General features: G+C 57.9%; 19 protein-coding genes. 7 read left to right on the forward strand and 12 right to left on the reverse strand.

What is annotated here, in order from left to right; all coding sequences use genetic code 11:
- Both ACR0CG_RS06305 and ACR0CG_RS06310 read right to left on the reverse strand, forming a co-directional pair.
- Positions 1-924, reverse strand: coding sequence for a carbohydrate ABC transporter permease (locus ACR0CG_RS06305; RefSeq protein ID WP_480523450.1), 924 nt, complete (start codon positions 922-924; stop codon positions 1-3).
- A 97-nt stretch (positions 925-1,021) separates the two neighbouring features.
- On the reverse strand, positions 1,022-2,281 hold the full coding sequence (locus ACR0CG_RS06310) for an ABC transporter substrate-binding protein (protein ID WP_480523452.1): 1,260 nt from the start codon (positions 2,279-2,281) through the stop codon (positions 1,022-1,024).
- A 140-nt stretch (positions 2,282-2,421) separates the two neighbouring features.
- Here ACR0CG_RS06310 and ACR0CG_RS06315 point away from each other — a divergent pair, with 140 nt between their 5' ends.
- The 7 genes from ACR0CG_RS06315 (at position 2,422) to ACR0CG_RS06345 (ending at position 11,057) form a co-directional block, all read left to right on the forward strand.
- Positions 2,422-3,228, forward strand: a complete 807-nt coding sequence (locus tag ACR0CG_RS06315) for an IclR family transcriptional regulator (RefSeq protein ID WP_170611200.1) — start codon at positions 2,422-2,424, stop codon at positions 3,226-3,228.
- On the forward strand, positions 3,225-4,283 hold the full coding sequence (locus tag ACR0CG_RS06320; protein ID WP_480523454.1) for an ABC transporter ATP-binding protein: 1,059 nt from the start codon (positions 3,225-3,227) through the stop codon (positions 4,281-4,283). The genes ACR0CG_RS06315 and ACR0CG_RS06320 overlap by 4 nt, the downstream gene beginning before the upstream one ends.
- Positions 4,284-4,456: 173 nt before the next feature.
- Positions 4,457-5,416 carry a dihydrodipicolinate synthase family protein gene (locus ACR0CG_RS06325; protein ID WP_480523456.1) on the forward strand — a complete coding sequence of 320 codons (960 nt, stop codon included), beginning with the start codon at positions 4,457-4,459 and terminating at the stop codon, positions 5,414-5,416.
- Entirely contained in the window at positions 5,407-6,339 is a 933-nt protein-coding gene (locus tag ACR0CG_RS06330; protein ID WP_480523458.1) for a 4-hydroxyproline epimerase, read from the forward strand. Before ACR0CG_RS06325 ends, ACR0CG_RS06330 begins: the two co-directional genes overlap by 10 nt.
- Positions 6,336-7,577: an NAD(P)/FAD-dependent oxidoreductase gene (locus tag ACR0CG_RS06335; protein ID WP_480523460.1), complete on the forward strand. Its 1,242-nt coding sequence runs from the start codon at positions 6,336-6,338 to the stop codon at positions 7,575-7,577. Before ACR0CG_RS06330 ends, ACR0CG_RS06335 begins: the two co-directional genes overlap by 4 nt.
- Positions 7,578-7,586: 9 nt before the next feature.
- Positions 7,587-8,612: a trans-3-hydroxy-L-proline dehydratase gene (locus ACR0CG_RS06340; protein ID WP_480523461.1), complete on the forward strand. Its 1,026-nt coding sequence runs from the start codon at positions 7,587-7,589 to the stop codon at positions 8,610-8,612.
- Between the two features lie 231 nt (positions 8,613-8,843).
- A complete protein-coding gene (locus ACR0CG_RS06345) occupies positions 8,844-11,057 on the forward strand; it encodes an NADP-dependent isocitrate dehydrogenase (RefSeq protein ID WP_480523462.1) in 2,214 nt (737 codons plus the stop codon).
- 469 nt (positions 11,058-11,526) lie between these two features.
- Here ACR0CG_RS06345 and ACR0CG_RS06350 read toward each other — a convergent pair whose 3' ends face one another.
- From ACR0CG_RS06350 to ACR0CG_RS06395, 10 genes are all read right to left on the reverse strand, one after another.
- Positions 11,527-12,636, reverse strand: coding sequence for a transporter substrate-binding domain-containing protein (locus ACR0CG_RS06350; protein WP_170611179.1), 1,110 nt, complete (start codon positions 12,634-12,636; stop codon positions 11,527-11,529).
- Positions 12,637-12,681: 45 nt separating this feature from the next.
- On the reverse strand, positions 12,682-13,944 hold the full coding sequence (locus ACR0CG_RS06355) for a type 2 periplasmic-binding domain-containing protein (protein ID WP_480523464.1): 1,263 nt from the start codon (positions 13,942-13,944) through the stop codon (positions 12,682-12,684).
- Between the two features lie 22 nt (positions 13,945-13,966).
- Positions 13,967-14,752: a PP2C family protein-serine/threonine phosphatase gene (locus ACR0CG_RS06360; protein WP_480523466.1), complete on the reverse strand. Its 786-nt coding sequence runs from the start codon at positions 14,750-14,752 to the stop codon at positions 13,967-13,969.
- A gap of 3 nt (positions 14,753-14,755) precedes the next feature.
- Positions 14,756-15,805 carry an FHA domain-containing protein gene (locus tag ACR0CG_RS06365; protein WP_480523468.1) on the reverse strand — a complete coding sequence of 350 codons (1,050 nt, stop codon included), beginning with the start codon at positions 15,803-15,805 and terminating at the stop codon, positions 14,756-14,758.
- 209 nt (positions 15,806-16,014) lie between these two features.
- On the reverse strand, positions 16,015-18,234 hold the full coding sequence (locus ACR0CG_RS06370; protein ID WP_480523470.1) for a protein kinase domain-containing protein: 2,220 nt from the start codon (positions 18,232-18,234) through the stop codon (positions 16,015-16,017).
- A 338-nt stretch (positions 18,235-18,572) separates the two neighbouring features.
- A complete protein-coding gene (locus ACR0CG_RS06375; RefSeq protein WP_480523472.1) occupies positions 18,573-19,865 on the reverse strand; it encodes a dynamin family protein in 1,293 nt (430 codons plus the stop codon).
- On the reverse strand, positions 19,862-21,859 hold the full coding sequence (locus tag ACR0CG_RS06380) for a dynamin family protein (RefSeq protein ID WP_480523474.1): 1,998 nt from the start codon (positions 21,857-21,859) through the stop codon (positions 19,862-19,864). The genes ACR0CG_RS06375 and ACR0CG_RS06380 overlap by 4 nt, the downstream gene beginning before the upstream one ends.
- Before the next feature lie 112 nt (positions 21,860-21,971).
- Positions 21,972-22,826 carry a hypothetical protein gene (locus tag ACR0CG_RS06385; RefSeq protein WP_480523475.1) on the reverse strand — a complete coding sequence of 285 codons (855 nt, stop codon included), beginning with the start codon at positions 22,824-22,826 and terminating at the stop codon, positions 21,972-21,974.
- Positions 22,827-22,848: 22 nt separating this feature from the next.
- Positions 22,849-23,250 carry a hypothetical protein gene (locus ACR0CG_RS06390; protein WP_480523477.1) on the reverse strand — a complete coding sequence of 134 codons (402 nt, stop codon included), beginning with the start codon at positions 23,248-23,250 and terminating at the stop codon, positions 22,849-22,851.
- 52 nt (positions 23,251-23,302) lie between these two features.
- On the reverse strand, positions 23,303-25,027 hold the full coding sequence (locus ACR0CG_RS06395) for a dynamin family protein (protein WP_480523479.1): 1,725 nt from the start codon (positions 25,025-25,027) through the stop codon (positions 23,303-23,305).
- Positions 25,028-25,029: the final 2 nt, after the last annotated feature.

A 25,029-nucleotide genomic window follows, 5' to 3' on the forward strand; every position in this document is an offset into this window, starting at 1 on the left:
TCAGTGCCCCTTCTCTTCGCGGTACATTGACCAGAGGAAATAAGCGATGAAGCACAGCATGATCAGGAACAGGATGACCGCGATGGCCGCGCCGTACCCCATGCGGAAGCCGTATTCGGACAGGGCGACCTCGAACATGTAGTAAGCCAAGACACGGGAGGAACCGAAGGGGCCGCCCTGCGTCATGATTGAGATCAGGTCAAAGCTGCGCAGAGCACCGATAATTGTGACAACGAAGGCGATGAAAGTAGCGGGCCGCAGTTGCGGCAGGATGATGTGCCAGAGCATCCGCATGCCTTTGGCCCCATCAAGACGCCCGGCTTCGATCTGTTCGGGGTCCACGGCATTCAAACCGGTGAGATACAAGATCATGCAATACGCGGTTTGAGGCCAGAGGCCCGCCAAGATGATGCCATAGGTGACAAAACGTTCGTCTCCCAGGACATTCAGGGGTCCGGCGCCGAAAAACCCCAGGAACTCGTTGAGAAGTCCGAAAGTCGGATCGTAGAACCATGTAAAGACGAGGCCCACAACGACCTGAGAGATGACAAACGGGAAGAAGAAAAGCGACTTGTAGAGGCGAATGCCCCGGACCGTCTGGTTCAGGAACAGCGCAATGAACAAGCCGGCGGGAATCGCAGCCAGATACAGGATCAGCCAGATCAGGTTGTTTTTGAGAGAGATGTAAAATGCATCCCGGTCAACCCATTCCCAGTACAAATCCTCGTAGTTGCGGAACCCGACATATTCAGCCGCACCAAGACCGTCCCATTCATAAAGCGACAGATTAAAGGACTGAAACACCGGAATGATCACATAGACCATAAAGAACAGCAGGCCGGGGGCCAGAAACAGCCAGGGCGCGATGCGCTGCTGATTTCTGTGAAACCAGCTTTCCTGTTCGGGGACGTCGACGGCAGACATGCGGATACTCATGGTTTAGGTGGAAGGAGCAAGGCAGGTTGGCACCCGCCTTGCACAGGTTCAGGTGCAGGCCGGGCGTGTGCCCGGCCCGACCGGATTAGTTTTCGTAAATGCGCTCACGTGCGCGTTCCAGCTTGGCCAGGATACGGTCCAGATTGTCCGGTTTGACCATGAATTCCTGGAAGCCTTCCATAGACACTTTTGCCATTTCCGCCGGTGCATCCCTGTCCCAGAATTGCGCCACCCCGCCCGGGCTGTTCGACGACAACATCTGGAAGCCCTGCTGGAGGAACTTGTCATCATCCACCGAGGATTGTGCGTTTACCGGCAATTGCCCAAGGTTCGAGCCATTGTTGATTTCGGTCTGCTCTTCCGCAGAGACCACAAAGCGCAGGAACTCACGCGCTGCTTCCTTGTTCGATGCATTCGCAGGAATGTGGAATGTATCTGTCGGGGCATCTTCAGCCATTTCGACATCAGGGTTGATGGACACGAACTGGTAGAAGTCCAGCTGATCGTCGGTCAGGCCGCCATCCCTTAGCGGCGCGACAGCGAAATTCCCCATCAGATATGCAGCCGCTTCGCCGTTTACCATGAAGGGAAGAGCCTCTTGCCAGCTATAGGTCTGATGATTGTCGATGAACGCGCCCATGTCGATCAACTGTTTCCAGTTGGCGAAGGTTTGTTTGACCCGGTCGTCTTCCCAGCTGATTTCGCCATTGGCAAGCTGGTTGTGGAAGTCGAAGCCGTTGGTGCGCATATTCAGGTAGTCGAACCAGCCGCCTGCAGTCCACAGGAATTTGGTGCCGATGGTATAGCAGGCGCGGCCTGAGTCGACGATTTTCTGGCAGTTGGCCAGTTCCTCTTCCCAGGTGGTGGGTTCGCTAAGGCCCAACTCATCAAAGATGTCTTTGCGGTAATAAACTCCCCACTGGTAGTAGGTGTAGGGTACACCCCATTGCTTGTCATCGATGGTCATCGCGCCCTTGGTCGAGGCGAGGTTTCCAGCAATCTCAGGCTCGGCCCATAGGTCCGAAACATCCTCGAACAGGCCTGCTTCGACGTAAGGCTTCATGCGGTTGGCGGCATACCACGTGGCAACGTCCGGCGTGTCGGCGGTCAGGAAGTTGCGGATTTGCGTCTTATACGCCTCGCGGTCGATCACTGTGGTTTCGATTTCCAGCCCCGGGTGCTTTTCAGCGAAGCGGCCGATCATCGCTTCCATCGTCGCGCGCGGCGCCGGGTTGGATGTGTCCAGGAAAATCCGCAGCTCACCAGTGAGTTCGGCATAGGCCGGAACGGCAAGTGCAACGCTCATGGCCAGCGCGGCCGTTGTGCGCTTGTAGATGGAATGCATGGTTTCCTCCCTTAGCTTCCACATTTAGGTTCCACATAGTGAAACTTAGTTTTATATATTGAAAACTACACATCGACTCGGTTAGTCTTGTCAAGACCCACGTGCTGTCGGCCGTGGGCAAACGGAGGAGAAAAGCGCCCGTGGCAGGTGAAGGAACAATTGGGAAAGCATGCGATGTGCTGGATCAGGTGGCTGCATTCGGACGCCCGGTCCGTTTCGCGGAGCTGCTGGACAACAGCAGTTTCCCCAAGGCGACGTTGTACCGGTTTCTGCAATCGCTGACCCACCAAAGGATGTTGTCCTACGATCCCGACCGTCAGACCTATGCACCTGGCCTGAGGTTGGTGCGGTTGGCGCATGATGCCTGGACCCAAAGCTCACTGGCCCCGATTGCCCGCCCGTTTCTCGACGCGCTAAGTCAGGAAACAGGGGAAACAGTTCACCTTGCACAGCTTGATTCCAGTCAGGTTTTGTATGTCGACAAACGTAACGCAGCGCAGCCGGTCGAAATGTTCTCGCAAGCTGGCAAAGTCGGCCCCGCATACTGCACAGGCGTCGGCAAGGCGATGTTGGCGCATCTGGATGACGAGGCGTTGACCAAGGCGGTGTCGCAACAAAGCTATCACCGGTTTACCGACAAGACACTGACCTCGGAACAGGCGCTGCGCGCGGATCTGGAACTGATCCGGCAGCGCGGATATGCGATCGACGATGAAGAGCACGAGCCCGGCATCATCTGCATCGCATGCCCGATCCTGACTTCGGGCGGGCGCATGTTGGGCGCAATTTCCGTAACCGGCTTCACGGAACGGATGGATTTCACCCAGCTCGAAGCCTGGATTCCCCGTGTCCGCCATGTGGCCGATCAGATCGGTGCCGAAGCTCAGGCATGGCAATTCCCAGAATCCCGTAGGACCACCCGCAAAGACAGGATGCATGCGACATGACCGGAGTTACACTAAACGGCGCGATCAAGCGGTACGGCCAGACACAGGTCATTCACGGCATAGAACTTGAGATCGAAGATGGTGAATTCTGCGTATTTGTGGGTCCGTCAGGTTGCGGCAAGTCCACCCTTCTTCGCATGATCGCCGGGCTTGAGGAAACGACCGAAGGGCAAATCAACATCGGTTCGCGGGATGTAACCCATATGGACCCGGCCAAACGTGGCGTGGCAATGGTGTTTCAGACCTATGCTCTCTACCCGCACATGTCGGTGGCGGAAAACATGGGCTTCGGTTTGCGCATGAATGGCGTCTCGAAAACCGAAATCGACAGGAAGGTGCACGAGGCATCGGAAATTCTGAAGCTGGACCAGTACCTGAAACGCAAGCCGAAGGCTTTGTCGGGTGGCCAGCGGCAAAGGGTGGCCATCGGGCGCGCCATTGTTCGCGGGCCCGAAGTGTTCCTGTTTGATGAGCCGCTTTCGAACCTCGATGCCGAGTTGCGGGTCGAGATGCGGGTTGAGATTGCGCGACTGCACAACGAAATCGGCGCCACGATGATTTATGTCACGCACGATCAGGTCGAAGCGATGACCATGGCCGACAAGATCGTCGTGCTGCGGGACGGGCGGATCGAGCAGGTCGGCGCTCCGATGGATTTGTACCGTGATCCGGACAATCGGTTTGTGGCCGGTTTCATTGGCTCGCCCGCGATGAATTTTCTAGAATGCGATGTTGTTGATGGTCAGGTCAGTCATCCTGCACTCAATCAGTCGATTCCGGTTACGGCGTCCGTGCCTTCGGGGGCCAACAAGGTCACGCTGGGCATTCGGCCAGAGCATATCCAGATTGACCGCGGCAGCGAGACCTGCACCGTTGACCTGACCGAAGCGCTTGGCGGGGTGTCGTATTCTTACCTGGTAACGCCGAATGGCGACCGGTTGATTGTCGAAGAACGCGACGATCAACGCAGCACGCAGGGCGAGCGAATTGGCATTTCGGTCCGACCTGACCGCGCATTACTGTTCGACCCCGAAACCGGGCAGCGCCTGCGCTGAATCTGACACCCAAACCCTGATCAAACAGCGCGTCGAGCCACCGGTTCGGCGCGTTTTGCTTTGGCGCAGAATTTTTATGGATTTTGTATCCAATATCCGTTATTCCGATTCGAAACGGCTCTGACCTGATTTCCTCCTGCCGTACGAAACGCTGCTTCCAAAGGATTTGCCCCATGCCAAAAAATGTCTTCACCGGCACCATGCCCGCCCTCATGACGCCCTGCACACCGGACCGCAAACCGGATTATGACGCACTGGTCCGCAAGGGTCAGGAGATGATCGATGCAGGGATGTCGGCGGTTGTCTATTGCGGTTCGATGGGGGATTGGCCCCTGCTGACCGACGAACAGCGGATGGAGGGGGTCGAGCGTCTGGTAGCCGCCGGACTTCCGGTTGTCGTGGGCACCGGGGCCATTAACACAAAATCCGCCGTGGCCCATGCCGCCCACGCGCAAAAAGTGGGCGCCGCCGGCCTGATGGTGATCCCGCGCGTTCTGTCACGTGGCAGTTCGCCGGCGGCGCAGAAGAACCATTTTAGGGATATTCTGACTGCGGCGCCCGACATTCCTGCCGTGATCTACAACAGCCCCTATTACGGATTCGCCACCCGCGCCGAGTTGTTCTTTGCGCTGCGGGCCGAACACTCCAATCTGATCGGGTTCAAGGAATTCGGTGGCAAGGATGATCTGCGCTACGCAGCAGAGAACATCACCAGTCAGGATGACAACGTGACCCTGATGGTAGGCGTCGATACCGAAGTCTTTCATGGCTTTGTAAACTGCGGCGCGACCGGTTCGATCACCGGAATCGGCAATGCGCTGCCGCGCGAGGCGCTGTTGCTGGCGGCGTTGTCGCAAAAAGCCGCCACCGGAAGCGCCGAGGCCCGTTTGTGCGCTCAGGAATTGACCGAGGCGTTCCATGTTCTTTCCAGCTTTGACGAAGGCCCCGATCTGGTGCTCTATTACAAGCATCTGTTAGTGCTGAACGGTGAACCGGAATACCGCCTGCACTTTAACGAAAGCGATGAGTTGAATGATGCACAGCGCAACTATTGTGAACAGCAGTATGAACTGTTCAAAAACTGGTTCGCCGACTGGTCAGCGCAGGGCGGGGTGATCGCTGAATGCATGTGATCGACAGCCATACCGGGGGCGAGCCCACGCGGGTGATCCTGGATGGCGCACCTGATCTGGGCAATGGCTCCATTGCGGAACGAGCCCGGCGACTGGCAACCGAGCATGAGGAGTTTTACCGCTCCATCATGCTCGAGCCGCGCGGGCAACCGGCCATGGTTGGCGCATTGCTGGTCGAACCGGTTGATCCGACTTGTGTGACCGGCGTGATCTATTTTGACGTTGACGCAGTGCTTGGCATGTGTGGTCATGGCACCATTGGTCTGACCGTGACATTGGCCCACTTGGGTCGGATCGGGCAGGGCACCCATCGCATCGAAACTCCTGCGGGGGTGGTGACGGTCGAATTGCATGACGCAAACACGGTGACCGTCACAAACATCGAAAGCCGCCGGGTACAGCGCTCAGCCACCATGGACGTGCCAGAGTACGGGCCAGTGACGGGCGATCTGGCTTATGGTGGCAACTGGTTCTTTATTGTCGATCCCAGCCCAATTCCGGTTTGTGTCGGGAATATCGCAAAGCTGACGAATATGGCCGTGGCCATCCGCGAAGCCTCGATCGCGCAGGGTATTGGCGGCGAACAAGGTGAACCCGTTGATCATGTGATCTTTCAGGGAACGTCTTCGACGGATGGCGTTCATAGCCGCAACTTTGTTCTGTGTCCGGATGACAATTACGACCGCTCGCCCTGCGGCACCGGTAGTTCGGCACGGCTGGCCTGTTTGGCGGCGGATGGAAAACTGGCCCCGGGCGAGGAGATCGTGCAGGAATCTGTGATCGGAAGCACCTATCGCCTGTCTTATCAGCCGGGCCCGAATGGAGGTGTCATTCCCTCGATTACCGGGCAGGCCCATGTCATGGCCGAGGCGAAGCTGATCTTTGCCGAAAATGATCCGTTCAAAGATGGGATTGCGACGTGACGCATTCGGACGTGGTGATAATCGGTGCCGGTGTCATCGGCATAACAACTGCGCTTGAGCTGCAGCGTCGGGGTCATAATGTCCGCGTGCTGGACCGCGAAGGCGTCGCGGCGCAGGCTTCTGCCGGCAATGCCGGAGCGTTTGCCCTGACCGAGGTCGAGCCGCTGGCGACGCCGGGCATCATGCGCAAGGCACCTAAATGGTTGCTGGATCCGCTGGGGCCTTTGTCAATTCCCCCTGCATATGCCCTGAAGATCACGCCCTGGATGATGCGGTTCTGGCAGGCCAGCCGTCCGCGCCGGTATCACGAGCTTCTGGCCGCACAGGCGGGCCTCATGCGCCTGTCGGGCGCTGCGCTGGAGCGTCTGATTTCGGACGTCGATGGCGAGGCGCTGATTCAGTGGGATGGTCAGATGCAGCTTTACGAAGGCGAGGCAGAGTTTCGTGCCAGCCTGCCTGGATGGGAAACACGCCGCTGTCACGGGATCGCGTTTGAACTGCTGGAAAACCGTGAAGCCATTGCCGAGTTGCAGCCTGGTCTCAGCCCCCGCTTTACTCATGCCGGTTTCACACCGGGTTGGATGAACACGGTCGATCCAAAAACTTGGGTAGGCCATCTGGCGCAAGCGTTTCTGCATCGCGGCGGCCGGATCGAGCAAATTGAAATTCGCGCCGTTACTCCCTGGGACACATCGGTGCAACTGAGCCATGCCGGTGGAACAGTTGAGGCCGACAAGGTTGTCGTCGCTTCCGGTGCGTGGTCGCATGAACTGGCGCGCACTCTGGGCGATCACATTCCTCTGGAGACCGAGCGCGGCTATAACACGACCCTGCCCGAGGGCGCCTTCGATCTGCGGATGCATCTGACCTTTTCCCGCCACGGATTCGTGGCCAGTCGCATCAACGGCGGCGTGCGCATCGGGGGGGCTGTCGAGCTTGGTGGGCTGAAACTGCCACCGAATTACCGGAGGGCGGAAACCCTTTTGCAAAAGGCGACGCAGTTCCTGCCGGGGCTCAGGACCGAAGGTGGTACGCAATGGATGGGATTCCGCCCGTCGCTGCCCGACAGTATTCCGGTGATCGGCCCTGCACGCCGTTCCCGCAATGTGATTTATGCGTTTGGCCATGGTCATCTGGGTTTGACACAGTCAGCAGGGACCGCTGAAATGGTCGCCGACCTGCTTGTCGATGATACTCCTGAGATTTCCCCTGATCCTTTTTCTGCCACCCGGTTTTAAGGAGCCCTCATGCGCAGCGTGAAGACAATTCATGTGATTTCAGCCCATGCCGGAGGCGAGGTCGGGGATGTGATCGTTGGCGGTGTCGCGCCGCCCCCGGGTGAAACGCTGTGGGACCAGCGTTCGTTCATCGCAAAAGATCAGACCTTACGAAGTTTTGTCCTGAACGAACCGCGGGGCGGAGTATTTCGCCATGTAAACCTGCTGGTGCCGCCCAAACATCCTGACGCTGATGCGGGTTTTATCATCATGGAACCTGAAGATACGCCGCCGATGTCCGGATCGAATTCGATCTGCGTATCGACCGTGTTGCTGGATGGCGGCATCGTCCCGATGCAGGAGCCCGAAACCCATCTGACACTGGAAGCGCCCGGCGGCCTGGTCCGTGTCCGGGCCGAGTGCGAGGGCGGCAAGGCCAGACGTATCTTTGTGCAGAACCTGCCCAGCTTTGCCGACAAGCTTGGCGTTCCACTCGAAGTTCCGGGCGTGGGAACGTTGCAGGTCGATACGGCCTTTGGAGGCGACAGTTTCGTCGTCGTCGATGCCGCCGCTCTGGGCTTTGAGATCACCGAAGACGAGGCGCGTGATATCGCGCGTATGGGTGTTGCAATCACAAATGCGGCGAATGAACAGATTGGTTTTTCCCATCCCGAAAACCCGGATTGGGATCACATCTCCTTCTGTGCCCTCTGCGGTCCTTTGGAGGAAGCTCCCGAAGGGGTGCGCGGCAAGTCCGCCGTGGCCATTCAACCGGGTAAAGTCGATCGCTCACCTACCGGCACGGCGGTCTCGGCACGCATGGCGTTGATGGCCGCCAAAGGACAGATGCAGGTCGGCCAAACGTTCGAAGCCATTTCCATCATCGGTTCGCGTTTTACCGGTCGAATCGTCGAGGCAACACGGCTGGGCGATCGCGCGGCTATTGTCCCGGAGATCAGCGGCCAGGGCTGGATTACCGGCATTCACCAACACATGCTGGATCCCGATGACCCTTGGCCGGGCGGCTATCGTCTGAGCGACACCTGGGGCGTCTGAGGCAGCAAGGCCGACCCTTTTTCTGCGCCGTTTCATCTGGTTCACCCAACCCCGTGTCAATTTGCGCGCGTTCCGGTGATTGATCCCGGGGCCATCCTGTTTTATGGGAGGCCCTGTCAAATCAGAGTAACCAAGGGGCAGCATCCTGATCGTGCCCCTGCCGCGCCACGTTGATGTGGCATCAACTCTTGGATCGCACGCCCCTGAAAGGCTTAAAAAAGGTAAGGGAATATGGCAGAAAAATCGAACTTCGATATATTGTATACCATTGTAGACGAAGCGCCGGAGCTGGCGAGCGCATCGTTCCTGCCCATCATTCGCAAGTTCGCTTCGGCCGCTGGCGTGAGTGTCGGCACCAAGGATATTTCGCTGGCGGGCCGCATTCTGGCAACCTTCCCCGAGAACCTGACCGAAGATCAGCGCATCACAGACGATCTGGCCGCACTGGGTGAGCTGGTGAAGACGCCGGATGCCAATGTGATCAAGCTGCCGAATATTTCGGCGTCGGTCCCGCAGCTGGTTGCAGCCATCGAAGAGCTGCAATCGCAGGGCTACAATATTCCGAACTATCCCGAAGAGCCTTCGACCGATGAGGAAAAGGCGATCCGCGCACGTTATGATGCCATCAAAGGTTCGGCTGTTAACCCGGTACTGCGTGAGGGCAACTCGGATCGTCGCGCGGCCCGTGCGGTCAAGAACTACGCTCAGAAGAACCCGCATTCGATGGGTGAGTGGGTGTCGGACAGCAAAACCAAAGTGTCTTCCATGTCTGGCAACGATTTCTATGCGAATGAGAATTCGGCAACTATCACGGCTGCTCAGGCGGGTGATGCCAAGATCGAATTTGTTGGCAAGGACGGCAGCGTGATCGTTCTGAAAGATGCCTGGCCTCTGGCCGAAGGCACTGTTGCCGACGCGACCTTCATGTCGGTCAAGGCGCTGTCTTCGTTCCTGGCGGACGCCATCGAGGACACTAAAAAAGATGGCACCATGTTCTCGCTGCACATGAAGGCGACGATGATGAAGGTCTCGGACCCGATCATCTTCGGCTATGCGGTCACGGCATGGCTGGCACCGGTGTTCGAGAAGTTCGGCGCGGAACTGGACGCTTTGGGCGTGAACCCGAACTCTGGTCTGGGTGATCTTCTGGATCGCGTGAAGGGCAACGCCGACATCATGGCCGCGATCGACGCGATCAAGACGGACCGTCCGTCGATGTACATGGTCGATAGCGACAAGGGCATCACCAACTTGCACGTCCCGTCGGACGTGATTATCGACGCGTCGATGCCCGCCGTGATCCGTGCAGGCGGCAAGGGTTGGGACGAGACCGGTGCGAAGGGTGATACCAATTGTGTGATACCCGACCGCTGCTATGCGCCCGTCTATGATGAGGCCATCAACTTCTTCAAAGCCAACGGCGCGCTGAACCCGGCAACTGCCGGTGCCGTGGCCAATGTTGGCTTGATGGCGCAGAAGGCGGAAGAATACGGCTCGCACCCGACTACCTTCCAAGCACCCGCCGATGGCACGATCCGTATCGTACTGGCCAATGGTGAGACGCTGCATTCGCATGAGGTCGAAAAGGGCGATATATGGCGCTCCTGCACCGTCAAAAAGGCTCCGATCGAGAACTGGATTGAGCTGGCGAAGGATCGTCAGCGCCTGACCGGTTCCGAGGCGATCTTCTGGTTGGACGCAAACCGCGCCCATGACGCAGAGCTGATCAAATACGTCAAACCGGCGCTTGAGGCGGCTGGCGTTGCGGACAAGTTCCTGATCATGGCCCCGCGTGAGGCTACCCGTCAGTCGCTGCAGACCATTACAGCAGGCAAGGACAGCATCGCGATCACTGGCAACGTGCTGCGCGATTACCTGACCGACCTGTTTCCGATCCTGGAACTGGGCACCTCGGCCAAGATGCTGTCGATCGTCAAGCTGATGAATGGCGGCGGTCTGTTTGAAACCGGCGCGGGTGGCTCGGCGCCCAAACACGTGCAGCAGTTGGTGGAAGAGAACCACCTGCGTTGGGACTCGATGGGTGAGTTCTGTGCGCTGGGTGAATCGCTGAACTTCCTGGCCGACAGCAAAGGCAATGCTAAGGCCGGGGTTCTGGGTTCAGCGGCCGAAGCGGCCACGCAAGGCATTCTGGACAACAACAAATCGCCAAGCCGCAAGGTTGGCCAGCCTGACAACCGCGACAGCCACTACTGGTTTGCACGATATTGGGCCGAGGCGCTGGCTGCGCAATCCGATGACGCCGATCTGGCCGCCGATTTTGCCCAGGTTGCCAAAGAGTTGGCCGACAAGGAAGAGCAAATCCTGTCGGAACTGGCTGCGGCGCAAGGCGCGCCTGCCGATCTGGGTGGATACTATCACGCAGATCCGACGAAGGCAGCTGCAGTTATGCGCCCCAGCGCGACGCTGAACGCCATTATCGGGTAAGATTATCCGGGCCGCGCCCACTGATGCGGCCCTTCACGGATAGTAAGTATTCAATGAGACAAGTAAAAAGGGACTGACCCCCAAAGTCAGTCCCTTTTCAAGTGAGTGGAGAGGCTCAGGCCTCACCGGTGCTGTTGGGGTCAGAATATCAAACCCGGCAGCTTCCGATATTGGGGGTTTCCCGTAGTTGGGGTGTTTTTTGCTTGTCCGAAAGCAGACCGAGTGCCGTTATTTGGATATTGGCGCTGGCAGGCTGAGATAATGCAGCCGCTTCATTTCCCGCCGTCCGACGGTCACCGTGTCCAGAATAATCCCGGATACAAAGGACAAAAAGGCGATCAGCTTAGGCTTCTTTCAGTTCCGTGATGCGGCGCCCAACCACCAAGTCCAGGCCAGGGCACTGGGTTATCACGAACAAAAAAGGGGCCGGTTGCGGAACCGGCCCCAGTGTATCAGCTGAACCGAGGGATCAGTTCGACGCTGCCATAAGTTTCTCGTTGTGCTCGCGCAGCGTGTCAGAAACGATGGCGTACCATTCGCCGGATTCACGCATTTCGTTCAGGCCCTTGTTCAGCATCGCCAGATACTGCTTGCCGAACGGGTTGCTCCGGTGGCTGATGAAGCGCAGCGAAGACAGCGAGGTCACGAAGGGGTTTTCCACCATGTCGTTCTGGTTCAGGCCCATTTCGACCATGGTGTCCGAGAACAACTGAACTTCGAACGTCGCGACGTCGGCGGTACCTGTCAGAACAGCGTCGAGGCATTCGCGCGCGGTGATGGGTTGCATCAGGGTCATGGATTCGCCGTTATGCAAGCCTTCCTGTTCCAGATCGTGGATGAACCAGCCGTCCATGCGGCAGATGGTGGACCCTTTCAGCTCTTCAAAAGTTGTCGCGCTTGCATAGCTGCTTTCCGGCAGGGTGTAGAACCCGACCACGATGTCATAAACCGGAACGGAAGAGTCGAACTGGGTGCAGCGCACTTCAGTTTCCCACGACCATTCGTAGGTGCGGTTGGTGCAGTCGGGCATGTTCCACGCCATGGATACGTCAAACGCCCCCAAAGGCAGCAGCGTTTCCAGGTGCGAGTTCCAGTCGTCCACGAAGCTGACCGAATAGTCGCGGGCGTTGCCGCCACGCTGCAGGGCAGTGGTGCCCAGGCGGGTGATTGCACCGCCGCCGTTCAGCGATTCATCGGCAAACGGCGCCCAGCCATTGCCGGTGACCAGTTTGATCGGCGGTTGGTAGACGCTCGACCGCTTTACGCTGGCCGCGCGCTGTTCTTCCGCCGCGATGATTTCCTGTGCGGTCTGACCGTTGGGCAGGCTGCCGTCCTCACAGGGTAGGGCCAGAACCAGGCCCGGCTCCAGTGCGTTCGGGTTCGTAATGACGTTGCGGTTCGCGTTGAAGATCGGCTGATAGTTCGACGTTCCATAAGCCGCGATGGCGATGGTTGCCATCGTATCGCCATCCTCGACGGTGTAGTTGGTACAGGCTTCCTGTGCCGCCGCCGCGGTTGCGCTCAGTGCTGTGACGGCGGTGGCCGACATTACCACTTTCTTCAGATCAATATTAAACATGTCCACTTCCTCCAGACTTTCTTGTGTGTCAGGCCGATTGCGGCCTTAGCCATTTTCCATTTGGTGACGCAGGGCGGTCGACACGATGTCGCGCCATTCGCCCGATTGCTGCATGATTGCCAGACCCTGGTTCAGCGTCTCAAGGATTGCCTCCCCGTCAGGATTGTCCTTGTGGGTCATGATGTTAAGCGACTTGATCGCCGCCAGATTGGGGTTTTCGATGATGCGGTGTTCGTAACCCAGCCGACCGATTGCCTCGACCGCCAGGTGTGCCTCGATGGCGACGATGTCGGCGGTGCCTTCCATGACGGCGTGAAAGCAGTCATCCGGCGAAACCGGACGCATCAACTTGATCGCCGGCTCGTAAAGGCCGACCGCATCCATGTGCGACAGAGACCAGCCTTCGGGGCGGCAGATCGTGGTGCCCGCGAAATCCGCGTAGGTCAGTGTCTGTTCATAGCCCGAACCTTCGCGGGCGAAGAAGGTGTCAACAACTTCGTAGAACGGGTTGGAAAAATTGTAGGTCTCACACCGCGAACGGTCCTTGTCGGAAAGGGCTTCGGCCTCTTCGCAATTGGGGCGCGACCAGGGGAATGTCGCGTCGAACGCCAGCGTCGGCATAAGCAGATCCAGATGCGACGACCAGTCGTTGACGAACTGGATCTTGTAGGATTGCTCGGGCGCGGCCCGCAGCATCGCGGTTTCGACCAGATAGGTATATAACCCTCGGTTCGGCAGTGCCTCATCCGTGAAGGGTGCATAATTTCCGCCGGTGATCAGCAAAATCTGGCGATCCCGAACCTCGGGCCGCTCATTGTCGCCTGCGTTGCGGATCAGCGCTGCAGCTTCGGCGCGTGCGGCTTCAATTTCTTCTTTGGCCGCCGCTTTGGCCTCGATCACAGCGTCTTCGCTGGCCTTCTTGGCCTCGGCTTCGGCTGCTGCAACGCGGGCTTCGGCGTCGGCAATGGCTTTTTCGGCCCGCTCTTCTGCGGCTTTCACCAACTCGGCAGCCATTTCCGCGGCGATGCGTCCGGCTTTGGTATCCGGCACTGCTGCCTCGCGTCCGACCTCTTCAAGGCAGGGGAAAGTCAGAATATCGCCGACCCGAATGATGTTCGGGTTCGAGCCGATGACATCCCGGTTCGCGTCGTATATAAACCGATAGTCTTCAGTCGAATAGACTTGTATCGCCAGTTCCCGGAGGCTGTCGCCTCGCTGAATCTCATAGGTACTGCACGCCTCTTGCGCCGAGGCCGCGCCCGTCGCGGCTGCGAGAGCCAGACTTGATACGATCAGATGGTTTCTCATGGGTCCTGTTGCTTTGCCTGTGTTAGGGTATTGCCGGTTTCACCACGGCGATTGATACGTTGTCCTGATCGGGGTCGTTTTTGGCTTGCAGGGCGCGAAGCAACGCATCCGCCAGATCCTGTGCCAAGGCCTGCGCATTGTCGGTCACGATGGACCGAATTTCCGCGTCGTTGAGGTATTGCAGCCCATCGCTGCCCAATATCAGGATATCAGCGGCTTCCAGCTTCAAAGGCTGTTCAGGGCAATCGACTTTAGGAATAGCGGCGCCCATAACCACCGAAGTCAGTTGATTACGGTCAGGGTGAGCCTGTGCCTCGGCCAGGGTCAGAGCACCTTCGGCGGCCTGTGCGTCAATCACAGGTGCCATCGAGTGATCTTCATTTATCTGGGTCAGCTGGCCATTCCGGAACAAATAAAGCGGACTGTCACCGATCGAAATCCAGAACGCGCGTTGGCCCAGCAGCAGAAGACCCAGCAGGGTCGAGCCCATGTTGAATCCGTCGCCCTGTTCTTCGCTGTGGTTGGCGATAGCGGCATTGGCCTGCATGGCGGCCAGAGGCAGGGCGTCGATCAGGTTAGCTTCGCTTGGAGTGTCCGTCTCAAGCTCGGCGTCCAGTGCCCCGCGCCAGGCGGCGATCACCAACTCCGAAGCTATTTCACCTGCAGCGTGACCGCCCATTCCGTCGGCCACAATCACGTAACCTGCGTTGCACGCGTCAAACATGCGCGATGCAATCGCATCTTCCTGCGTGTCGCGCTGACCCTGATCCAGGATCAGTGCAATATCATATGCCGGGGTCGCCAGCATCTATCAGGAATCCCGCCAGTCAAAGCCGTCATCACAGAAAGCAGCGAAACGGATCGAAGTTTCGCTGATCCGGATCAGGTCGCCGCTGGACAGAGCCACAGTGCTGAGCACCGGCTTGCCGTTCAGGCGCACAAGATTGGCCTTGCCGCCGTGCCCCAGGTAGCATTTGCGATCTTCGGGGTCATAGGCGATCACGGCGTGGTTGCTGCGCGAAATACCTGTGTCGCCGAAGTCCAGCTGAATGGCCTGATCGTCATTGCGGCCGATCTGCATCAAGCCTTCGGTCAGCGTGATGCACGCACCACGACCCGGGCCGGACGTGACAACCAGCCAGCCAACAGGAAAGGTCTCCTGTGCAGCTTCGGACTTGGCGACCGGTTCGGCCGTTTCCATCAGATCCTGCACATGTGTGTCGGCACGCTCAAACCCCAGGAAGGTTGTCTTCACGCGGCTGCGGCGATCATCGGCGGCAACGGGCGCTGCCGGGGTTTCCTCGACCTCCGGGGCCTGTGCAACTTCCGTTTCAGGCACCTGGACGATTTCCGGTTCGGCGACCTGCATCACTTGAGGTTCGTGTGACTGCACGGCTTCCGGTTCCGGTTGAATTTCCGGCTCTGCAGGGTCTTCGATTACTTCAACTGCGGCTTCGTCGGCCTCAGGGGTTTCTTCAACCGCCTCAACTTCGGTAACTTCAGTCGTCAAGTGCAGAGTTACAACTTGATCGTCCTGTGCCTCTTCGGGTTGTGGAGCTTCCGGTTCTGCGACCGCGTCTTCTACTTCGACCTGCGCTTCGTCATCCGAGGAGTCCACTTCAGTTTCGCCTTCAGCGAATTCTGGCATCTTTTCTTCAGGGATCAGTTCATCGGCTTCTTCGTAGCTTTCGGCCGAGAGGTTTCCACCGCCCAACGCTGCGCGCAGTGCGTTGAAGTCCGCGATCGGCTGCTTGTTTTCCGGGCTTTCTTCCGCCGGGGCGGCAACGTCTTCGGTTTCGGTTTCTCTTGCTTTGCCGGCACCTTCGAGAAGCCGGCTGAGAGGGCTTTTATATTTGAACATGGTGTCGACACCTTTGACTTTGGGCACAGGACGACTGTCCCGCGCGGCTGCTACTCACCTCCGCGCAACATGCGCAGCGGCACCTACGATTTGAGAAACCAGAGAACTAACTTAACTTTCCGCGACGGGCCGGTTCCCGTCAGGGTTGCGGGTTTGACCCGCGACCCTCAGCAAACACACACTGGCAGATCACATTTCAAACTGTCCGATCACTCCCTCGCCAAAGGCATGGTGGCAGACGTGTCCGCACCGTTGCGCAACACAGTCAGCCGTGCCTGGGGCTGATTTTCCGAGACCAGATCGGCCAGTACAGCATCCAGGCTTTCCGGGCCGTCAATGGCCAGACCTGTATGCGTTTCATTCCGCAGAATATCCCCTTGCCGAAGGCCGCCTGCTTCACCTGCAGGGGCACTGGTGACAACCGTCTGCCAGCCGTCACCGTTGTGACGGATATCAAAGGCAAACCCATTCTCCAGCCCGAGCTTGCGATGAGCAGGCAACGCCAGCAATCCGTTCTGAGCGCGGGTCTTGCCCAATGGGCGATAGCGTGCAGATACGCGGATATAGCCGTCCGGATCGACCTTTAGGTCATCCAGAACTTGGGCGGCAAACGTCACATCCGAGCGCACTGGGTTGCCATTCAGTGTGAAAATCGCGGCACCGCGTTGGACCCATTCACCGATGACGCCCATGTCAAGCGACGGATCAACCTCGGTAACGGCGATCACGTTACCGGTCGAGGCGCGGCGTTTGGCGGTCGCAAAAGGAATTTCTACGTCCCAATGAGCGAATGCAACTTGCGTTTCAGCGAGGTTAACCGGTGCCGCCGGGGCCGCGGGTGTTTCTGTTTCCGCTGTTCCCTCGGCGGTCTTTGCTTCGGCCTCGTTCAGGGCCGCCGGTTTGGCCTGTGTCTGCTCGACAGGCTGCTCCTGGGGGTTTTCTTTCTGTATGGTGACGGGTTCGGCAGGTGTGACAACTGCTGTTTCCGTTTCGGTCTGAACGGTCTCGACTGCTGTGGTGTCTGCACTGACCGGCGCCGCAACCTCTGGGGGTTCTTCGACTGGGGCGGCTGCAACTTCGGTCTTTTCTTCGGCGGGTTCCGCGGCAATTACCGCAGGTTCCGCCGTTTCGGCCGCAGGTGTGGCTGTTTCCGTGGTGCTGGAGATATCGGTGCCCTTGTTGCTCTCCATAAAGATGTAACCACCTGCCGCAAGTGCTGCGACTACGGCAAGGCCGGCAATCATTTTGCCGCTGCCGCCTGACCGGTTTTGTACAACGGTGTCTACCGCAACCGGCTCGTTGGCCTTGGGCGCGAATTTGGCCAAATCTTTGTCATCCTCATTGCCGATAACGATGTCCTGGTTGCCCGCCAGTAGGGCGGTAACCACCGCCTCGGCATTTTCGCTTTCGGCCTTGATGCGGGCTTTTTCTTCCTCGTCATCTTTGCGGTCCATGCCGACGATGACCGAAACGGGACGATAGGCAAAGCTGTCGAACATCACGCTCGGACCACGGAACATCCGCAACCACTCCAGCGCGTTTTGCAACCGATCCGTGGCGTGAACTTCCATCGCCTTGTCAATCGCTTCCAGAAATCCCTCGGGATAACCTTCAAATTGACCGGCCAACGGAGTGTAGGGGTCATCCTGGCTGCTGTTGAAGGCGTTCAGGCGGGTCTGGCCATCTATGGGGCGTTCGCCGCTGATCGCGTGGTACAGGGTGGCCGCAAGAACATACAGGTCGCTGCTTGGGCCTTGCTCGGCCCCGCGCACATAGAATTCATGAGGGGAATAGCCGTCCTTGATCACGCGAAGCGTAAGAAGAGCCGCGCTCTGATGTGCTGCCTGTTCCCGGGCTGCTCCAAAATCGATCAGAACAGGATCGCCATTTTCGTCGATCAGAATGTTGTCGGGCGAGATGTCGCGGTGCAACATGCCGCTTTGGTGAATGAAGGACACGGCCGACAGCATTTTTTCCGTGACCTGAACGATAAAGTCGGGCCCGCCATCGTTTTCCGGGTTCTCGACGTAATCCAGCAGGTCGCAACCCCGGATCAGGTCCATGGCGATATACGCGGTGTCATTGTCTTCGAACACCTGATGCACATCGACGATATTGGGGTGGACAAGCCGCGCGTGGTTGCGGGCTTCCTGAATGAACAGGTCGATGATCGCGCGCAGATCTTCCTGATATGAAGGGTCGTTGGGTTCCACCAGATCGCCATTCCGGCGGCAGAGGGCACCGGGATAGCATTCCTTGATCACCACATCGCGCTCCAGGCTGTCGCGCGCCAGATAGGTGATCCCAAATCCGCCGTTGCTGAGATAACGAAGGATTTCATACTGGCCGCGCAACAGCTTTGCGCCCGGTTCCAATCCTTCAATTTTCGGTTCGTCGTGCGATGCACCGACTGCCTGGTTGCGGCTCATTCTTTCCACCCGTTCTAAACTTTGCGGCGTAATGACAACCGGGCAAATGGCCCTCGAACTCACAACCAGAAACAACCGCAGAACACTTGAGAACGGTTAGACGTTTCAAATTTGACTTTATTGGGGCCACCTGATGGCTTCACTAAGGATCGTTTTTGATCAAAAACTACATACAGTAACAGAGGTGGGTGGTGTGGCTATATGTTGTGTTCCAGCTCGTCAAGCGTGTGAACTGATCGTCCGCTAAACGCTCTTGGTCCACGAAATAGAAACAATAAAAGCCCGATTCTGCCGGGCTCGATTCGCGATATCCAAGATCAGTTTTAAAGAGAAAATTGTCAGGTGCCGGTTTTCGGTTGTGGTGAGGAAACCTTGCTTCCGGCCCAGGCCAGGTTGTCGCCCAGCTGCGCCAAGATGCTGATCGCGTCCTTGAGCGGCGCATCGCCACTTTCGAACTGAAGCAACAGCAGCAGGTCGGTGGCCTTTTCGAACTCACCCGGTATCCAGTCTGCCTCAGGGTCGATTTCGTCCCCCTGTTCCAGACGTTCGGCGAAGTCTTCGACGATATCCTGGCAGCTTTGAAGGAAGGCTGCGGGTTCGATACTGGACGATTCCCGCAGGTCCTCGTAGATGCTGGTGATTGCGGCCAGCCAGTCTTCCAGTATGGGGTTGTCCAATGGGGGCAGTGCAGTCCCCAACGCCGTGTGCATGGCCGACGCATCGGTGCTTTCTGACTCCGGCGCCGGTTCCTCACCGGGCAGGCTTTCCAGATAGGGCAGAAATTGTTGCCTCAGGTCGGTGCGAGCGGCCTCCAGATCCTTCAGCCGTCGGTCGGATGCGACCTGCAATACTTGTTCAGCCAAATTTTGCCCGCCGCATGTTTCCCATAGGTCGAAATCGGGCTCGGGCTCTTGCGCCATTGCCTTGACCGCTATCGGTGTGCCGATTGGGACAACCGCACGGAACAGGTCGCCTTTTTCCTTGTTCAACCGAGCCAGAACACGATCCAGCGCATCGCGGACCGGCGGCAGATCGGTATGAGTGACGGCCAGCAGGCTGTTTGCCCGCAGTTCTTCCGAAACCCGGGCCCACAGATGACGTTCGGTTTCGCGCCAGGCATTGGTTCCGTTTGTGCACCAGATCGCGCAGTCGACAAACTTCAGAAGGTCCAGCGTTTGCTTGTACGTATCGTCAAGCGCACCAGACCCCGGCAGATCGAACAGTGAGATTTCCTTGAGTGCAGGTGTATTCAGCCCGACTGAGATGAAATCGGGATTGTCCGCAGCCGCCTTCTCAAGCGCTATGCCGGAGTACACCATTGGCTCTTTATCCCACCACCCGACGGTGGTTTCCGGTGTATCGGCATAGGCAACAATCACCAAGGGCAGTTTCAGATGTTGCGGCCCGGTCGGCAGTATGTCGGCCCCGGCCAGCATGTTGGCCAGACTGGATTTGCCAGCCCCGAACTCGCCCGCGAAACCGATATTGACAGCATTGGACAACCGTTCGGCGTGGGCCAGCGCACGCTCGCGCATTTTGTCCAGCGCCGTATCGGAAGGCAATGCCTCCGTCGCGGTCAGAAAGCGCTCAAGCTGACGCACTTCCTTTTCGGTTCCGGGAAATTCAATCATTCAGCAGCCTCTGCTTGTGTGTTTTCCGCCAAATTTGGTCCGAAAACGGAACCCAGTTCATCGGCAATCCGCCGGGCGCGATCATATGCGGTCTGCGCCTGTGTTCTCGCATTTGCCTCTCCGCTACCGGCGCGATGTTCAAGATGTCCGGCCAACAGAGCCATGTAGTGATCCAGAACGGTATTCAGGCGTTCCAGTAAATCCCCGCGCGCGGTGTCGACCAGATCATCTCCGATCATCTCGAATTCCTGAACGATCATTCGTTCGGCCCTGGATACCACACTATTACGCGATATCAGGCGAGAGAGCCAGTTCACACGCAACTCTACCGTGATTCCGCGTGTCAGAGCGGTTGTGTCCGGCCGGTACCACCGCACGGCACTGGTGTTCATGCGGTTGTCAGCCGGATCATGCCAGCCTGCCAGTGTCCGCAGTGCCGCGTTGCATTGCATGTCGATGGCGTAAAGCTCGCTCAGCATCCGTTGACGGACGACCTGCGTCGCACCCTGAACAAGTTCCCGCATCCGATCGCGCAGCGGGGTAAAGTTCAATTCGGTATCGCCGCCCCTGATCAGCAGCGGCGATTGCCCGTTCGGTCCACGCACCACGCCCGATACGGATTCGGCCACCGTGTCATCCATGACACCACGCAGATTGGCCAGAACGTCGTCCATATCATTTGTGATTTCGCTGGTTTTTTCGACCACCAAGGCGCGAAGATCGCCCAGCGTCTTGTCGTTTTCATCCGCACTTGAGGTGTCATTGCCGGAATCGACTTCCAAAGCGCGAAGATGCGCGCCAGAGCGTTCAACCTCGCCCTTGGCGAAACTGTTCAGGTGCTGCCACGCCATGCGCATCTGTTCGTTCCGGGGACCCTCGGTGAGGGCGCGGGTCACATGCCGGCGCAGATCCGGAAGGCCCGAGGCGATCATGGCCGCAAAGCGCAGGACACCTTCGCGACTGATGGGGCCGGGGCCTTGTTTGATCTCCTCAACACCTTTCAGATATTGCTGCATCTGTTCGGGATGGGCTCGCAACCAGGCAAGAACGTGATCGTGATTGATCCCGGTGTCATCTCCGGTGAGGGCATAATGTGCCCATTGGGCACTGCCCATCAAAACGTCGATATCCGAGTTTCCAAGGGCTTTCTCAAGCCCGTCGCGAACGTCCGCACGCACTTTCGTTGCATCGTCGGCACCACCGCCCAGTTCGTCCACGCGGTTGATGAACACGACGATCTGGCCCAACTCCAACGCCTGCATCAAACGGAAGAGTTTCAGGTCAGCCCGGGACAGGGCCTGATGCGCCGACAGAACCACAACAAAAAAGTCGGATTCCTTCAGATACTGGCGCGAGATTTCCTCGCGGATAAGCAGCGGGTCGTTGACACCGGGCGTATCTGTGACGGTCAGCGGGAACGGAAAGTGGCCGATGTCGAAATAAACTTCGGCCTTGCGGGTAATGTCACTGTAGAGGCCCCGGTCAGAACCGGGGTCGTGCGTTTCAGTATCGGTTGGATCATCCCCGGCGCAGACATAGCGCGCCAGATCGTCCGTATTGAGATGTTCCAGATCGTGGTGCTGACCCAGCAGTTGTTCATAGCTTTCGCCCAAACGCAGCCGGGCGCGGGTTTTCATCGCCTCGACCTGTTCCTCGATCATCTCGCGCTTATAGCTGTCCTCGTCATCGGGGAACATGTTGCGCAGTTCTTCACCTTCGGCGATCAGCGCCTGCCATTGGCGATTGTCGAAGAAATGAAATTCGGCCCCGTCCGTCCGGCCCGAAGGATGCCCGAAATGCATGTCGGTGATTACGGTGGTCCAGGGGTTTACATCCGACGGAAGGAACTCGGCCTGCCCGGTGAAGCCATTGATCAGACGAGACTTACCGGCCTTGATCTGACCGACAAAAGCGATGGAGGGCCTCAGATTTGTAAGGTCTCTCACAATACGCGAAATGAACTGACGGGTTTCGTCATTGCTCACTTCATTCATGTCTTCTGCGATGCGAATTAACTCGCGACGATTATTTTCACTCATAACGTTATACCTGTTTACTCGTACTCACGGATTGAATTATTCGAAAAATTGATTGTTTTGGGCGCGGTCATTCCTCTGATCCCTTCAGAGAGGCCCACAGATTGACCGCTGAACCCAGCTTGCGCGCCTCATGCAAGGCGACCGCGAATTGATCACCATGCTGCAGAACCGCAAGACCGGCTCCTTTGCCGCCGGACGGACGCATGACAATCAGTTGCGGCTTTTCGGGATCGATAGCCAGATCGGCGTTCCACCCGCTCAAATCCTTCGCAAATTGTGCAAGAAGATCCTGATTTGGCCCAGCGCTTTGGCCGGGTGCGCAAATGCCGTCGGATTGCAATTCACGCCCATCTGAGCTTTCCGCCAGAATCCGTCCCAGCGCAAATTTGTCGGCCGCGTCAAAGAATCTTGCTGCCAGCGTATCCGATTGGGGTGTGGGCGGTTGCGGGTCCGTTTGGACATCAGGCACAATCGAAACAATTGGTTCGGTTGGAAATTCAATACTCTGGCAGGCAACCTGGATTTCGCTGAGGGTTATCCCGACATCATCCGCTTCCAGCGCGGTATCCGGCTGCAATGACGTCAGTTCCAGCGGGGCAGGGGCAGCGGCAATATCCGACAACAGATGAGCCAGCCTGTCAGTCAAAGCATCCCGCGGTTCGGTTTCAAAATCCGGCACCAAACCGGACCGGACGCGAAAGACATCCGTGACCCTTGAACTGTTGACCTCAATTGCAAGGCAATCTCCATTTGCAGCCGTAAATTCCAGGCGGCGCGGCAATACGGTTCGGCGAATGGCGCGCAATACTTCAGCGCGACGTGTTACGGGAGTGTCGCCCGCCAGCGTCACAGCCGGAGAGAGCCGGGCAACAGATGACCGCCCGATGTCTTCGAGCATGTCAAGTATGTCAGTATCCATCATGTCTTGACCCCCTCAGGTCGAACTAGACTGCAGCCGCCACCGACCCCAGACTCAGATGTGATTTCGCCAACGCCAACCCGACATTCGCGCTGCTGTGACAGACGTAGCAGACAACATGATCGGGATATTCCCGGGTCCGCAGAAAAATATTGAGCCGATCATTTGAAAACACTGCAATCTCGCCAAAGCTGGAACCGTCCGTGCTTTCTGGCTCTGCCTGCCGCAGAAGCTGTTCAAAGGCCCGTACTCCCCGGCCCTGAAACAGGTTGGCGACTGCAACTGCAAGTGTGTCCAATGCGTCGCCACCTTCCGGGTCAGCGACTTTTGTCCCCAGTAACATCCCGGTTTCCATATCGACATACCCGGCTGCGATGCAGTCGGGTATTGATTCCATTGCAGTGGTCAACGCAGCTTCGATCGACATCTAACACCTGGCAATTCTGTCGAAACTGTCCGTCAGGACAATGTTTCCGGGACTAAAGCACATGCCATTCCGCCCTGCTGTTTTCACTGGTTTTTGCCATTGGGCGCAACGCCTCTTTGGTCTGCTGCTCGTTGTGCTCAACGGCGATTTTGTCAAACTCAGCCAGAAACGCCGTGAATACGTTCTTTAAGCCTTCGGCATCTTCCGGCAGGTCTTCGTCCTTCGCAATCTCGCGCCACATGGCGGATGCGCTGAGCGAGCTTTCCTTAGGCGCCGACATCTGGCCAGCTATAGCATCGATGTTCTCGGATTCGCGGCTTGGCGCTTCGGCATTTCCGCCCGGCATGGACAGAATCTCGGCTTCGGCGGGGCTAAGGTCTTCAGGCTCAGGTTCGTATTCCTGGTCTGACTTGTCCGATTGCTGGGCCAGCAAAGCCGTGATCGACGAGACCGATACCTCAATTCCCTCTTCTTTTTCAGCTTCCTCCTCGACCGAGACTTCAGGCGCATCCGCTTGATTTTCTTCAGCCGTCGCGATCAGGGTTTCAGACTCGTCCCAACCTTCGGGTTCACTGGTCGCAATCGCCGGGTCGCGAGCCTCTTCATCCAGTTCGTCTTCGTCCAGCAGATCGAACTCGTCTTCATCCGAAGTGGATCTGGCCAGCGCAGTCAGGTCCAGCGGACCCTCCGACGTTTTGCGGAAAAAGGTCCGCAGATCGTCGTCTTCGCCGTCTTTGCTCGAGTCTACGGTATCGGGCACCATCTCAGCCCGCAGTCGTTCGGCCTCAGCCGCGTCAATTCGCGGTCGTTCCGAATCCTCGCCTTGCCGCTCCACACGTGCAGGACGCACTGGAAAGCTGGTCACGACCTTGGGTTCGTCGCTTTCGTCGGCAAGGGGGTTTACCAGCTGGAGGGGCGCCGCTTCACTTTCGGGCCGTTTGTCCGCCTCGCCATCGGTTTTACGCGACGGACGCAGCGGCCGAACCCTGGGTTCGTTGGGCAGCGTCTTGTCGATCTGATAGCGGGACAGCTGTTCGGCCCGGTTGTCCATGATGTGCTCGGTGATCTCCAGAAAGCTGTCGACCATCTTGCCGCCACCACTGCGCGACCAAAGCTCGGCATCGCCGGTTTTGTCCCGCGCCGTAATGGCATCGCGCGCAGAAAACAGGATCGACCTGTTGAACAGATGTCCGGCTTCCCGATTGACCCGTCGCAGCACTTTCTGGCGGTCTTTGACATCAAGTGCATCGACGCGGGTGACCAGCAACAGGGAGTTGTTCTGCAAACGCTCGGGCAGGGATACCCAGGTTGCGCGTTCAGTCTCGCGCCAGGCCTGCGTTGCATGGGTACACCACAGAACGCCATTGGCCTGACCGATCGCGCGCCGCCACACATCGGTCGAAATCTTGGGATCCGAAATGCCCGGGGTATCGATCAGGTCGACAGCTTCCAGAATGTCGGCCTCGAGATAGATGCGAATGAACTGCGCATCATTCACGCCAACACTTTCAAGCTGATCCAGCGTGATACTTTCCGTGCTGCCATCATGCCGTTTTACAAATGCAGGTTTGTTGCCCCAACTGAACCAGATGGGCGGCAATTGCGTCGCCGTGACCTGTGTCGGCAGTGCCTGCGTGCGCAGGAGAAAATTCATCAGCGTCGATTTCCCGGCGCTGAATTCCCCCATTAGCGCAAAGACCGGCTTGCGGCGGGACCACTGCTCGATGCGTTCCCAGGCCTTTGGTGACACGAAGCGGTTTTGTGAGTCTTTTGTCATAT

It is taken from the genome of Ruegeria sp. AB8 (assembly GCF_056542605.1).

What these genes read in the sequence shown, in the direction of transcription:
- ACR0CG_RS06320 (WP_480523454.1), top strand. Translation starts at nt 3,225, where the DNA reads ATGACCGGAGTTACACTAAACGGCGCGATCAAGCGGTACGGCCAGACA.
- ACR0CG_RS06330 (WP_480523458.1), top strand. Translation starts at nt 5,407, where the DNA reads ATGCATGTGATCGACAGCCATACCGGGGGCGAGCCCACGCGGGTGATC.
- ACR0CG_RS06345 (WP_480523462.1), top strand. Translation starts at nt 8,844, where the DNA reads ATGGCAGAAAAATCGAACTTCGATATATTGTATACCATTGTAGACGAA.
- ACR0CG_RS06310 (WP_480523452.1), bottom strand. Translation starts at nt 2,281, where the DNA reads ATGCATTCCATCTACAAGCGCACAACGGCCGCGCTGGCCATGAGCGTT.
- ACR0CG_RS06380 (WP_480523474.1), bottom strand. Translation starts at nt 21,859, where the DNA reads ATGAATGAAGTGAGCAATGACGAAACCCGTCAGTTCATTTCGCGTATT.
- ACR0CG_RS06385 (WP_480523475.1), bottom strand. Translation starts at nt 22,826, where the DNA reads ATGATGGATACTGACATACTTGACATGCTCGAAGACATCGGGCGGTCA.
- ACR0CG_RS06350 (WP_170611179.1), bottom strand. Translation starts at nt 12,636, where the DNA reads ATGTTTAATATTGATCTGAAGAAAGTGGTAATGTCGGCCACCGCCGTC.
- ACR0CG_RS06360 (WP_480523466.1), bottom strand. Translation starts at nt 14,752, where the DNA reads ATGCTGGCGACCCCGGCATATGATATTGCACTGATCCTGGATCAGGGT.
- ACR0CG_RS06305 (WP_480523450.1), bottom strand. Translation starts at nt 924, where the DNA reads ATGTCTGCCGTCGACGTCCCCGAACAGGAAAGCTGGTTTCACAGAAAT.
- ACR0CG_RS06395 (WP_480523479.1), bottom strand. Translation starts at nt 25,027, where the DNA reads ATGACAAAAGACTCACAAAACCGCTTCGTGTCACCAAAGGCCTGGGAA.
- ACR0CG_RS06375 (WP_480523472.1), bottom strand. Translation starts at nt 19,865, where the DNA reads ATGATTGAATTTCCCGGAACCGAAAAGGAAGTGCGTCAGCTTGAGCGC.
- ACR0CG_RS06325 (WP_480523456.1), top strand. Translation starts at nt 4,457, where the DNA reads ATGCCAAAAAATGTCTTCACCGGCACCATGCCCGCCCTCATGACGCCC.
- ACR0CG_RS06365 (WP_480523468.1), bottom strand. Translation starts at nt 15,805, where the DNA reads ATGTTCAAATATAAAAGCCCTCTCAGCCGGCTTCTCGAAGGTGCCGGC.
- ACR0CG_RS06340 (WP_480523461.1), top strand. Translation starts at nt 7,587, where the DNA reads ATGCGCAGCGTGAAGACAATTCATGTGATTTCAGCCCATGCCGGAGGC.
- ACR0CG_RS06370 (WP_480523470.1), bottom strand. Translation starts at nt 18,234, where the DNA reads ATGAGCCGCAACCAGGCAGTCGGTGCATCGCACGACGAACCGAAAATT.
- ACR0CG_RS06390 (WP_480523477.1), bottom strand. Translation starts at nt 23,250, where the DNA reads ATGTCGATCGAAGCTGCGTTGACCACTGCAATGGAATCAATACCCGAC.
- ACR0CG_RS06355 (WP_480523464.1), bottom strand. Translation starts at nt 13,944, where the DNA reads ATGAGAAACCATCTGATCGTATCAAGTCTGGCTCTCGCAGCCGCGACG.